The 11,878-nt window shown below is 74.0% G+C and carries 8 protein-coding genes and 1 pseudogene; 5 read left to right on the top strand and 4 right to left on the bottom strand.

Going from position 1 to position 11,878, the window contains the following annotated elements:
* Positions 1-172: 172 nt before the first annotated feature.
* The 3 genes from ACJ73U_RS03215 (at position 173) to ACJ73U_RS03205 (ending at position 7,408) form a co-directional block, all read left to right on the top strand.
* Positions 173-739, top strand: coding sequence for an ATP-binding protein (locus ACJ73U_RS03215; RefSeq protein ID WP_407775985.1), 567 nt, complete (start codon positions 173-175; stop codon positions 737-739).
* A gap of 230 nt (positions 740-969) precedes the next feature.
* The gene (locus ACJ73U_RS03210) at positions 970-4,056 is read left to right on the top strand and encodes a BTAD domain-containing putative transcriptional regulator (RefSeq protein WP_407775984.1); all 3,087 of its coding nucleotides are present in this window, start codon (positions 970-972) and stop codon (positions 4,054-4,056) included.
* 229 nt (positions 4,057-4,285) lie between these two features.
* The gene (locus ACJ73U_RS03205) at positions 4,286-7,408 is read left to right on the top strand and encodes a BTAD domain-containing putative transcriptional regulator (protein WP_407775983.1); all 3,123 of its coding nucleotides are present in this window, start codon (positions 4,286-4,288) and stop codon (positions 7,406-7,408) included.
* Positions 7,409-7,509: 101 nt separating this feature from the next.
* On the opposite strand, the gene ACJ73U_RS03200 is transcribed toward ACJ73U_RS03205, so the two are convergent.
* Positions 7,510-8,115: a LuxR C-terminal-related transcriptional regulator gene (locus tag ACJ73U_RS03200; RefSeq protein ID WP_407775982.1), complete on the bottom strand. Its 606-nt coding sequence runs from the start codon at positions 8,113-8,115 to the stop codon at positions 7,510-7,512.
* Between the two features lie 157 nt (positions 8,116-8,272).
* Positions 8,273-8,977: a TetR/AcrR family transcriptional regulator gene (locus ACJ73U_RS03195; RefSeq protein ID WP_407775981.1), complete on the bottom strand. Its 705-nt coding sequence runs from the start codon at positions 8,975-8,977 to the stop codon at positions 8,273-8,275.
* Between the two features lie 112 nt (positions 8,978-9,089).
* Between ACJ73U_RS03195 and ACJ73U_RS03190 the strand changes: the two genes are divergently transcribed.
* Positions 9,090-9,986 (top strand): NAD-dependent epimerase/dehydratase family protein, encoded by an 897-nt coding sequence (locus ACJ73U_RS03190; RefSeq protein WP_407775980.1) that lies wholly within the window; start codon positions 9,090-9,092, stop codon positions 9,984-9,986.
* Between the two features lie 130 nt (positions 9,987-10,116).
* Here the strand turns inward: ACJ73U_RS03190 and ACJ73U_RS03185 are convergent, their stop codons facing one another.
* Together ACJ73U_RS03185 and ACJ73U_RS03180 are read right to left on the bottom strand one after the other, a co-directional pair.
* Entirely contained in the window at positions 10,117-10,992 is an 876-nt protein-coding gene (locus ACJ73U_RS03185; protein WP_407775979.1) for a hypothetical protein, read from the bottom strand.
* A 13-nt stretch (positions 10,993-11,005) separates the two neighbouring features.
* Positions 11,006-11,497 (bottom strand): SigE family RNA polymerase sigma factor, encoded by a 492-nt coding sequence (locus ACJ73U_RS03180; protein WP_407775978.1) that lies wholly within the window; start codon positions 11,495-11,497, stop codon positions 11,006-11,008.
* A gap of 131 nt (positions 11,498-11,628) precedes the next feature.
* Between ACJ73U_RS03180 and ACJ73U_RS03175 the strand changes: the two are divergent.
* A pseudogene (locus tag ACJ73U_RS03175) lies at positions 11,629-11,878 on the top strand (sensor histidine kinase); the annotation flags it as partial.

The raw sequence follows: 11,878 nt of genomic DNA, 5'->3' as shown, positions 1-11,878 counted from the left end.
CGGACTCTCTCCATCGTTTCCTCCCCCGTAGGTACTCAGCGGCAGGAGTCTCGCGCGCGCGTCTTCACGCCTTCTCTACGACGTCTCCACGGCGGGCACTTCGGGCAACTTCGGTCACCTGGGGTCCTCGGGCAGGCCACTCCCCCTACCCGGCTACCGCATGATTGCCGGTATGACGGGGGAACGCAGTAGCACAATTCCCGGCGAGCTGTCCATCCTGGACGAGGCGCTCGCCGGCACGTCCGCCCGCCGGCACACCCTGGTCGCCGTGCGTGGCGCGGCCGGTGCCGGCAAGTCCGCCCTGCTCACCACCGCCGCACAGCGGTGGCGCGGGCGCGGAGTCACCGTGCTCGCGCTGAGCTTCCGGGACAACGTGGCCGCGTGGGACATGTTCGGCGCCGGGGCGGTCATCGCGGCGCTGCGGGAGCACTACACGAGCACCGGTGACGTCTCGCTCGCGGCGCCGGTGCAGGCCGCGGCCGAGCTGTGCCACGAGAAGGCCTACCACTCCTCACCGGACCGGTCCTGGCTGCTCGCACGGCTCGCCGAGGCGTTCGACCTGCTGCGGAAGTCGGGTCCGGCCGCGGTGGTCGCCGACGACGTGGACGCCGTGCCGCACCCGGCGCTCGGGCCGGCCTGCCTGCCCGGCTACCTCGTCGTCGCGGCGGGTCAGGACATCAGCCGGCTGACGGCCGACCGGGTGGTCGAGATCGGGTCCCGACGCGCCGAGAAACCTTAAAATTTCCTGAGATTTCCTAGCGGTCAACACACCCGGGCACGTGCGGAACGAGACGGACACCACAGCGATCAGGACCACAGAAGGGCAGCGAAACACCAGGTAGCCAAGGTTGTTGAACCTGGAACCAACTCCCCGGCCCGGCGTCGTGCGCGCCGGCGAACCACGCCGAGTCATCTGCCTCCCACCGTCCGCGGCCTGCTATAACGCAGGCGTCAGGGGGCTGACGAGGGGTGGACGCGACGGATACTTCGCCGGCATCGGCACGCGTGGGCGCCGGGCAGCGGTTCCAGCTGCTCGGGCCGGTACGTGCCTGGCGCGGGAAAGACGAACTCGACCTCGGCTCGGCCCACCGACGTGCGGTGCTGGCCGTGCTCGCCATGTCCGCCGGGCACACCGTCTCCCGTGACGAGCTGATCGACGCGCTGTGGGGCGACGAGCCGCCCTCCAGCGCGAGCGGCAGCATCTACACCTACGTCTCAGGCCTGCGGCAGGCGCTGGAACCGGGCCGGGCGAAGCGCTCCGGCGGCACCGTGCTGGCCTCCGTCGGCTCGGGCTACTCACTGCGGGCCGACCGCGCGGACGTCGACGTGCACCGGTTCGTCGAGCTGCGTGCCCGGGCCGCGAACGCGACCGACCCGCACGCCGCGCTCCGCGATCTCGACACGGCCCTGAACCTGTGGCAGGGGGACGCGTTCACCGGCATGCCCGGCCCGTTCGCGCAGGCCCAGCGCGCGAGGCTCGCGGAGCTGCGGCTGTCGGCCGTGGAGAGCCGGGCCGAGCTCCTGCTCGACCTGGACCGGCCGGAGGAGCTGGTCGCCGAGCTGACCGCGCTGTGCGGGGAGCACCCGCTGCGGGAACGCCTGCGGGTGCTGCTCATGCGGGCACTGCACGGCAGCGGTCGCACGGCCGAGGCGCTCGACGTGTTCGCCGACGCCCGCGCGGCGCTGGTCGAGGCGTCGGGCATCGAGCCGGGCCCGGAGCTGCGCAGGCAGCACCAGCAGCTGCTGTCCGACGAGCGCCAGCCGGAACCGGCGTGGCTGCCGCACCGCTCGGGTGTGCACGTCGGGCACAAGGAGGAGCTGGCCGTGCTGCGGGCCGCCCTCGCCGGTGTGCTGGCCGGGCGCGGCGGGGTGCTGTGGATCGACGGCGAACCGGGCATCGGGAAGTCCGCGCTGGTGGCCGAGGCGCTGTCCGGCGTGCCGATCCCCATGAAGCGGCTGCGCTGGGCGAGCGCGCAGGAGCTGGACAGCGAGCTGCCGCTGCGGTTCATCCAGGACTGCTTCGGCGTCACCGACCCGCTCGACGCGGTCGAGGAGATGTGCGCCGACGGCCCGCTGGTCGTGGTCGCCGACGACCTCCAGTGGGCGGACGAGGCCAGCCTGTCGGTGTGGTGGCGGCTGGCCCGGCACACCGACCGCCTGCCGCTGCTGCTGATCGGGTCGGCGCGGCCCATGCCGAGCACCCCGACGCACGAGAAGGTGCGGCGGTACCTGACCGGCCGCACGCTCACCCTGCCACCACTGTCCACGCTGGACTCCTACCGGCTCGCGGAGAAGCTGACCGGCGCGCCGCCGGAGGGCAGGTTGTGCGGCTGGCTGGACGACGCGGCGGGAAACCCGTACTACGTCAGGAAGATCGTCGCGACGGTCGCCGGCGAGCTGCTGGGTGGCGCCGGTGTGCCCACAGTGGACGACGGCGCACTGCCGCCGCAGCTGGTCTCCTGGATCGACGACCACCTCGCGTTCCTGTCCGGGCCGACGCGCGCGCTCCTGCGGTGGGCACGGCTGCTGGGCAGGGAGTTCACGCTGACCGACCTCGCGGCGGCGGCCGGGCGGCGGCCCGCCGAGCTGGCCGACCCGCTGGACGAGGCGCTGACGGCCGGTGTGCTCACCGCCGCCGGCGACCGGTTCCGGTTCCGCCACCCGCTCGTCGCGCGGGCACTGTACGAGAAGACCCCGAACGCCATCCGCGTCGCACTGCACCTGCAGGTGGCCGAGGCGCTCGCCGAGGCCGGTGCCCCGCCGGTGCGCGTCGCCGAGCAGCTCGAGGCCTCGACGCTCACCGGGCCGCTGGTCAGCACGTGGTTGCCGGCCAACATCGGCGCGGTGGCGGCCGAGGAGCCCGAGATCGCCGTCCGCCTGTTACGCCTCGCGGTCACCTCGGCGCCGGCCGGGACGCGCGAGGCGCTGACGGCCACGCTCACCCGGCTGCTGTTCTGGCTGGGCAGCGAGCCGGAGGCGGAGGCGCGGTCGCTGATCGCCCGGACGACCGATCCCGAGCTGGCCGCCGAGATGCGGTGGGTGCTCGCGTACGGCTACAGCCGGTGCGATCGCGACGAGGACGCGCGGCACGAGGTGGCGCGCGCCCTGTCCGACGGCGCGACCGGTCCGTGGCGGGACCGGCACGAGCTGCTGCTGGCCGCCCTGGACGACCCGCCCCCGGCCGGTCCGCCGGGGCTGGGCGAGTACCGGCTGCTGGACGAGGACACCCGCACCGCGCTGGAGCACGCGGGTTCGGCCCTGCCGGTCACGACGTGGCAGCTGGCGATGCACCGGGCCATGCCGGCGGAGCTGCACATGACCAACGCCATGAACGAGTTCTGGAACGGGCGGTGGGACGCGGCACAGGCCGAGCTGGACATCATCGCGGCGAGCGAGCGCGACCCGGCGTCGTACGTGCTGCGCCGACCGACCGTCGCGGCCGCGGTGGCGGGCGCGAACGCGTTGATCGCCGCGCACCGGGCCGACCGGGGCACGGCGTGGCGCCACCTGCGCCTCGCCCGGCGGCACGCGCAGGCGTCCGGCAACAGGCCGCTGGCGGTGCTGCTCGCGGCCCGGGCGGCCCTCGCGGAGCTGGCCGGCAAGCCGCGGGAGGCGCTGGACGCGCTCGCGCCCCTGCTGGACGTCGAGGTGCTGCCGCCGCCCTGGTACCGCTGGCTGCCGGACCTGGCCAGGCTGGCGGTGCTGGTCGGCGACCGGTCGCGGACCGACCTGCTGCGCGGGCTGCTCGAACGCCTGCCGGCGCGGCCGCTGCCGGTGGAGGCCAGGATGCTCCTGAGCTACTGCCACGGCATCCTCGCCGAGGACCCGGACGAGGTGCGTGCGGTGGTGACGTTCTGCCGCGTCGCCGGTGGGCTGGAGCTGATGCGGGGTCAGGCGCTGGCCGACGTGGCCTGGCTGCTCGCGCGCCGCGGCCAGGCCCGCGAGGCGCAGGACGTCCTGGGCGACGCGGTGACGGCCTACCGCGCGATCGGCGCGGAGACCGCCGTCCAGCGGGCGGAGGCCGCGGTCTGGCGCCCACCGGCTCTGGTGTCATGACGGTTCCGCTCGCGACGGCCCGAGAAGCCGCGTTCTGGAGGTGAGCGCCGACGCCTGTCCTGCCGATGGCGGGCGGGTGCGGTCCGCGCCCGGCGACCCCGGGCCTGGGACTTATTCACACACTGGACGTGATTAAGGACGCCTTTCGTCCGTCAGCCGTAACGAAGGCTGTCCTCGTCGCGTGAACGTTTCGCCGGCTCCGGGACGTGAGCGTGGTGAGGGGTGCGCAATGGACAGACTTCGCGTGGAGGTGCTCGGGCCGGTTCGGGCGTGGCGGGGGCCGGTCGAACTGGCGTTGGGGCCTGCGCGGCAGCGGGCCGTGTTCGCGGTGCTCGCGCTGCGTGCCGGGCGGCCGGTGACCCGTGACGAGCTGGTCTCGGCCGTGTGGGGTGCGGCGGCGCCCAAGAGCGTGGCCGGCAACATCCACACCTACATCTCCGGGCTGCGGCGCGCGCTGCAGGCGGACCGGGCGCTCCTGACCAGCGACCCCGCCGGCTACCGGCTGGACGTCCCCGCGGTCGACGCCATCGAGTTCGAGCGGCTCCTGCGGAACCCGGACGCGCTGGACGCGGCACTCGCCCTGTGGCACGGCGACCCGCTGTCCGGCATGCCGGGACCGTTCGCCGAGCGGGAGCGGTCGCGGCTCGCCGAGCTGCGGTTGGACGCGCTGGAACGCCGTGCGTCCGCCCTGCTCGACGCCGGCGCCGACGACGAGCCGCGGGCCGAGCTGCGGGCCGAGCTGACCGCCCTGGTGCGGGAGTACCCGCTGCGCGAGCGGTTCCGCGAGCTGCTGATGCTGGCGCTGCACCGCGGCGGGCAGCGCGCCGAGGCGCTGGAGGTGTACGCCGAGGGCCGTCGCGTCCTGGCCGCCGAGCTGGGCGTGGCGCCCGGCGCCGCGCTGCGCGAGCTGCACGCCCGGCTGCTGGGCGACGAGCCCGACGCGCCGGACCGGCTCCTGGTGCGGCCGCCGCCACCCGGTGAGCCGTTCGTCGGCCGGCACGCGGAGCTGCGCCGGCTGCGGACGCTGGTCGACGTGCTGCGCGAGGGCCGCGGCGGCGCGATCTGGGTGGAGGGTGACTTCGGCATCGGCAAGTCCGCGCTGCTCGCGCACGCCCTGGCGAGCGTGCCCGAGCGCGGCTGCCAGCTCGGCTGGGCGGTCGCGGACGAGCGGTCGGCCGACGTTCCGCTGGGTGTCGTGCTGGACTGCCTGCGCACCGGGGCCGAGTCGGCGGACGCGGTGCTCGCGCTGGTGGCCGAGCGGTGCCGGCACGCGCCGCTCGTGCTGGTCGCCGACGGCATGCAGTGGGCGGACGAGGCCAGCGCGCAGGTGTGGCACCGGCTGACGGCCGCCGCCCGGCAGCTCCCGCTGCTGCTCGTCGCCGCGGCCCGGCCGATGCCCCGCGGTCCGGCGCTCACCCGGCTGCGTCACGAGCTGCACAGCCGCGACGCGGTACTCGTGCTCGATCCGCTGTCCGCCGACGAGTCGCTGGAGCTGCGCGACCGGCTCACCGGCTCGCCCGGACCACGCGCACGCGAGCTGGTGCTCGGCATGGCCGGCAACCCGCGGTACATCACGGAGCTCGCGACCTCGGCGAACCCGGCGTCCCTGCTCGACACGGCGCGGGGCCAGCTGGACGTCCTGTCGGACGAGGCCCGCGAGACGCTGCGGGCGGCCGCGTTGCTGGGCGTCGAGTTCACGGTGACCGGTGTCGCCGCGGTCGCGGGGAAGCGGCCGTCGGAGCTGCTGGCCGTGCTGGAGGAGGCGACGGCCGCCAACATCGTCGCCGACGCGGGCGACCACCTCGCGTTCCGGCACCCGCTGCTGCGGGAGGCCTGCTACGCCGAGATCCGCTCCCGCGGGCCGCGGCACCGGGCGGCGGCCGAGGCGTTGGCCAGCGCGGGCGCGCCGGTCGCCCAGGTCGCCGACCAGCTCGCCGCCGCCGGCCTCGACGACTGGGGGCTGGCGTGGCTGGTCGACCACCACACCGCGCTCGCGAACCGCGCGCCGCTGGTCGCGGCCGAGTTGCTCGACCGGGCCGTTTCCCTGTGCCTGGCGGACGATCCGCGCCGGGAGGTCCTGGCCGCCGCACGGGTGCGGGTGCTGTACCGGCTCGACCGGCACCCGGAGCGGGAGGCGGCCGAAGCGCTCGCCATGGCGACGGACCCGCACCGCGCCGCGGAGATGCGCCAGCTGCTGGCCACGCTGCGGTTCCGGCGGGGTGACGTGGAAGCCGCGATCCGCACGGTCACGGTCGACGAGGTGCCGGAGATCTGGCGGCAGCGGTACCGGCACCTGCTCGCGGGGTTCCGCCGCGGCCGGCTCGACGACGACCTGGACGCCGCCGAGGCCGCCGGTCGCGAGGCCCTCGCGGAGGCGGCCGGCGACGCGTACCTCACCGCGCACGCGCGGCAGACGCTGTGGCTGGTGGCGACGGTCCGCCGCGACCACGAGGGGGCGCTGGGGCACGTGGACGCGGCGCTCGACTCGGTCCAGGCCGGCAGCGACCTGGAGCTGGACCTGTTGGACAACAAGCTGTTCACGTGTCACAACCTGGACCGCCTCGACGAGGCCGAGGCCACCGTGCATGCCGCCCGCGGCCGGCCGTTCCAGCTCTCCGCCGCCCTGCACCACTACTGGGTCGGCCGGTGGAACGAGGCGCTCGTCGAGCTGGACGCGGTGGAGGGGCTGGGGTTCGGCCTCCGCGACCCGGCGGCGATGGCGTTGCTGCGGCACGGCCTCGCGGCGCTGATCGCCGGGCGGCGCGGGGACGGCATCCAGGCGGCCGCCCACCTCGACGCCGTGGCCCGGCACGGGTCCACCGTGGAGGAACGGGAGAAGCTCGACTTCCTGTTGATGGCCGAGATGTTGTTGGCGGAGCAGTGCGACGACCTGGATCTGTCCATTGTGGATCCGCTGTTGGAACCCGGCTTCGCGCCGATGATGTTGCGGCACCAGTGGCTGCCCGAGGTGGTCCGCCTCGCACTCGCGGCAGGCGACGGGGAACGGGTTTCCCGCGCGGTGCGGGTGTGTGCCGAGGAGGCCGCGAAGGAACGGGTGACCGCACGGGCGACGGTCGCGTCGTGGTGGTGCCGGGGGCTCGTCGAGGACGATCCCGCGCCGGTGCTGGCGGCCGCCGAGCACTACCGGCGCGTCGGGCGGGTCGTGGAGCTGGGCTCGGCGCTGGAGGACGCGGCCGTGCTGCTGGCCCGCGCGGGCACGCTGGACGCGGCGCGGAAGGCGTTCGACGAGTGCGTCGGCGTGTACGCGGACCTGTCCGCCCGCTGGGACCTCGACCGCGCGGACGCCCGCCTGTCGGAGTTCGGCATCACGGTCACGCGCTTCTTCTCCTGACGTTCTTCCCCGAGGTGGCCGCCCGGTCCGGCGGTGCGGGTCGACAGGTGGCGGAGAAGTGGCGGCTCCGACAGGGGCGCCGGTGGGTCGGGGCGAACGTCTCAGGGCAGGGCGCCGGCGCGGATGGCGTGGGCCACGGCGTGGGCGCGGTTGGCGAGCCCGAGGCGGGCCATGGCGCCGTGGAGCACGCTCTTCACGGTGCCCTCGGAGTAGGAGAGCTTCGAGGCGATCTCGTCCGTGCGGAAGCCCTCCGCAATCAGGCCCAGCACGTCCAGCTCGCGTTCGTCCAGGCCGGACAGGGTGAGGCCGTTCGGTGCGAGCAGGTCGGTGCGCAGGTCGACCAGCTGGCGAAGCAACGCGGCCTGCAGCCTCGGCGGCAGCAGCGACCGCCCCTGCGCGGCCCCGGCGATGGCGGAGACGAGCCGCCCGACGGTGAGCGTGTCGATCGGGAGGACGCTCATCACCCCGCAGCGGGCCGCGGTCATCATGTCCCGTTCGGCGAGCCGGCCGCTCACGACCACGCAGCGGGCCCGCCCCCGCAGCCGGTCCAGCTCCTCCAGGTGGGCGCCGGTGACCACCTGCTCGACGAGCACGACGACGTCGGCGCGCTCGCCGTCGATGACCAACTCGACCTCCCGCGCCGGCCGCAGGAGCGCACGTGCGCCTGCCCGGTTGACCGGGTCGGACGCGTGTATCAGCACTCGCATTGCCACAGCGTGCCGGACCGACCTTCATGCCGGCTTCACGGAACCTCTACGCCAACTCGGCGATCGGCTCACCGGCCGAACGGATGCTTCCCAACCGAGGTCATCTTCCGGCCGGTGCGGGGGCTGCCACCGGCACGGCGGCCACCGATCGTGTCGCTCAGCTGCGCAGGCCCGTGTAGGTGGCCATCTCCTCGGCCTGGTGCTCGTACCAGACCGACAGGTCGGTGATGGTGTTCTTGAAGCGGCCGAACAGCTCGAAGCTGAGCGCGCCGAACAGCTCCGTCCAGGCGATCAGCGCGCGGGCCATCAGCGCCTCGCCGGCGTGCGGCGCGACGACCGCCGCGATCCGCGCCAGCTCGGGACGCAGGACGGGACGCGGCTCCTCGAGGTCGGCGGGTGCCAGGCGACCGGCGTCGTACGCGTCCTCGAGGATGGCGCCGAGCACGACGACCGGCCGGATCGACGGGAGGACGGTGTCCTGCGGCGCGACGTAGCCGGGCACCGGGCTGCCGTAGATCAGCGCGTACTCGTGCGGGCGCGCCACCGCCCAGGCGCGGATGGCGCGGGCCACGGCGAGCCAGCGGCCGCGGTGGTCCCCCTGGTCCGGCACCGCGGCGGCGGCCTGCTCCGCCGCCTCGCCCAGTGAGTTGTACGCGTCCAGGATGAGCGCGGTCAGCAGGTCGTCGCGGCTGGCGTAGTACCGGTAGATCGCCGAGGAGACCATGCCCAGCTCGCGTGCGATGGCGCGGAGCGAGAGGTTGGCGCCGTCCGCCGCGAGCTGGCGGCGGGCCACCTCCTTGATCTCGTCGAGCATCTCGGCCCGGACCCGTGCCCTGATCGACCCTCGCGTGCGCTCAGCCATACCGAGAGTGTCGCACACATTCGAGAGCGGTGCTCTTGACAGTGAGCACCCGACGGTGAAGCATACGTCTCAACAGAGAGCACCGCTCTCGAATGAGAGAGCGAGACACACCATGCTTCACGTGATCGTCGGGGCCGGTCCGGTCGGCACCGCCACCGCCAGGCTGCTCGCCGAGCGCGGCGAGCAGGTCCGGGTCGTCACACGCGGCGGCGGTGGGCCGGAGCACCCGGCGGTCCAGCGGGTGGCGGCGGACGCGACCGATGCCCAGCGGCTCAGCGAGCTGACCGAGGGCGCGGCGGCGCTGTACAACTGCGCGAGCCCGCAGTACCACCGCTGGCTGACGGACTGGCCGCCGATCGCGTCCGCCCTGCTCACGGCCGCCGAACGCACGGGCGCGGTGCTCGCGACCGCCAGCAACCTGTACGGCTACGGCGAGGTGGACGGTCCGATCACCGCCGGCACGCCGCTGGCCGCGACCCACCCGAAGCTGCGGTTGCGGGCCGAGATGTGGCGCGCGGCGCTGGCCCGCCACGAGGCCGGCCGCATCCGGGCGACCGAGGTCCGGGGCAGCGACTACGTCGAGGCGAACTCCATCTTCAGCGTCGCGCTCGCGGCACCCCTGCGCAAGGGCGGCCGGGCGTTCGTCCCGACGGCGCTGGACGTGCCGCACAGCTGGACGTCGATCGCGGACGTGGCGCACACCCTGGTGACGGCCGCGACCGACGAGCGGGCCTGGGGTGCGGCGTGGCTGGTGCCGACCGGCCAGCCGCTGACCGTGCGTGCCCTGGCCACCCGGTTCACCGAGGTCAACGGCCTCCCGCCGGCGAAGCTCACCCCGCTCCCGTACGCCGTGTTGTGGTCGGCTGGCCTGTTCTCCCCCATGATCCGCGAGCTGCGCACGACCCGGTACCAGTTCGCCCGCCCGTTCACCATCGACTCCTCGGTGACCGAGCGGACGTTCGACCTCGCCCCGACCCCGCTCGACGTCGCACTGAAGAACGTCGCCTGAAAGCCGCGAGTCCCGCGTTCGCGCACCGCGACTCACGGGTGCTGAACGCGGAACTCGCGGGTACTGAACGTTGAACTCGCGGGTACTGAGCGCGCGACTCGCGAGTGCTGAACGCGCGACTCGCGGGTGGCTAGGTCACCTTGAAGCGGGGGTCGGTGGCCAGTGCGGCCAGCTGCTCCGCGGTGAACGGGAGGCCGTCCAGCGCAGGCTTGTCCGCGAACGCGAAGGTGGTGGCCTGGGCGACGAAGACCACGGTGCCGTCGTCGTAGCGGTAGCCGGCCCACTGGTCGAACCGGTCGTTGGCGACGGTCACCACCGCGACCCGCTTGCCGCCGACCGCGACCTCGGTGCAGCTGCCCGCCATGCCCCAGAGGGGCTGGAGGCCGCAGCCGTCGCCGGTCACGCTGCCGGCGGTGTGCACCTCCACGAGCAGCCGGCCGACGCCCTCGCCCTTGGTCACCGGTGCGTATGCCTCGTAGTCCCACAGCTCCCGGCCGTTGAGGGTGTCCTCGTAGTTCGCCTGGTGGTACTTGAACGGGCCGCCGCCGGAATCGCCCGCGGGGGTGGGGAGGTCCGGTGAGCCGTACCCCGCCGGGATCACCTCGGCCAGCTTGTCGGCCAGCGCGGCGCCGCGTTCGTACTGGGTGCCGGAGCGCGCCGTGCGATCGGTCTGCCCAGGCGGAACGTCCGGCGACGACTTCGCGCTGGGCCGGTTGCCCGGCCCGGACGGCTGGTTCGCGGATTCGGTGCTCATCGCGTTCGGCTGCCTGGTGACCAGGCCGCCGACCTGGGCATCCTCGTCACCAGACATCGCCGGCGCGAGAACCGCGACCCCGACGGCGACGGCCACCACGGCGGCCGCGCTGCCCGCACCCGACCACATGGCCCGGCGGCGCCTGCGGTCGCGGTGGGCGGCCTCCAGCACCGGCGCGTCGCTCATCGGCGGTGGTGGCACCTGGACGGACATGGTGTCACGCAGCGCCGTCCGGAAGTCCTGCTCGTTCATGCTCTCTCCGTGTTCAGAGGGTGTTGGCGGGCACCACGTGACGCATCGCGACGAGGCCGCGGGAGACCTGGCTCTTGACCGTGCCGGCCGAGCACCCCATCACCCTGGCGGTGTCCTCGATCGACAGGTCCTCCCAGAAGCGCAGCACCAGTGCGGCACGCTGCCTGGGCGGCACCTCGGCCAGTGCACGCAGCAGCACCACCCGGTCCTCGACGCCGCCGGCGGGCGCCGCGGGCCGGTCGGTGTGCTCCGCGGTCGGTCGCTCGCGGTGGAAGAAGCCACGCCGGTTCTCGTCCAGGAACGTCCGCACCAGGACGCGCCGGGTGTAGGCGTCCAGCTTCTGGTGCTCGGCGACCCGGTGCCAGGCCCGGTACAGCTTCACGAACGACGTCTGCACGAGATCCTCGGCGCGGTGCCAGTCCCCGCACAGCAGGTACGCGGTGCCACGCATGGCACCCGACCTGCTGGCGAAATAGGCCGCGAACCCCTTGTCGCGATCGTTCATGGAGCCCCTTCCAGCGTGAATTCACGGAGTAGTCACGCCAGGTCCCCCGGAAAAGGTTGCACGGTCATCTGTGCCGGTAGTGGTGCACCCCCAACGCCACGCCGCTCGCCAGTGCGACCACGCCGAGCACGATGCCGATCCCGAACGTGCTGGCGGCCGCCGAGCAGGCCCTCAGGAAGCTGCGTGGCGTGATCCGCACTATTCTGCCGCCGGTGCTGATCTCCTCGGGTCTCCCCGGCGCGCTGGCGTCGCTGGCCACGACGTGCCCGGTGCCCTGCCACATCGACGCCGACGTGCCCGGGCGGTCCGCCGCGTCCGCGGAGGCGACGGTCTACTTCGTCGCGGACGTCACTGACGGCGGTAGGGGCGGGGCGAGTGAGG

Source organism: Actinophytocola sp. (genome assembly GCF_045807065.1).
Classification (GTDB): domain Bacteria; phylum Actinomycetota; class Actinomycetes; order Mycobacteriales; family Pseudonocardiaceae; genus Actinophytocola.
The sequence above is the reverse complement of the archived record's forward strand: the minus strand, read 5'-3'. Positions and strand labels throughout refer to the sequence as shown.

What these genes read in the sequence shown, in the direction of transcription:
- ACJ73U_RS03190 (WP_407775980.1), top strand. Translation starts at nt 9,090, where the DNA reads ATGCTTCACGTGATCGTCGGGGCCGGTCCGGTCGGCACCGCCACCGCC.
- ACJ73U_RS03185 (WP_407775979.1), bottom strand. Translation starts at nt 10,992, where the DNA reads ATGAACGAGCAGGACTTCCGGACGGCGCTGCGTGACACCATGTCCGTC.
- ACJ73U_RS03200 (WP_407775982.1), bottom strand. Translation starts at nt 8,115, where the DNA reads ATGCGAGTGCTGATACACGCGTCCGACCCGGTCAACCGGGCAGGCGCA.
- ACJ73U_RS03180 (WP_407775978.1), bottom strand. Translation starts at nt 11,497, where the DNA reads ATGAACGATCGCGACAAGGGGTTCGCGGCCTATTTCGCCAGCAGGTCG.
- ACJ73U_RS03205 (WP_407775983.1), top strand. Translation starts at nt 4,286, where the DNA reads ATGGACAGACTTCGCGTGGAGGTGCTCGGGCCGGTTCGGGCGTGGCGG.
- ACJ73U_RS03215 (WP_407775985.1), top strand. Translation starts at nt 173, where the DNA reads ATGACGGGGGAACGCAGTAGCACAATTCCCGGCGAGCTGTCCATCCTG.
- ACJ73U_RS03195 (WP_407775981.1), bottom strand. Translation starts at nt 8,977, where the DNA reads ATGGCTGAGCGCACGCGAGGGTCGATCAGGGCACGGGTCCGGGCCGAG.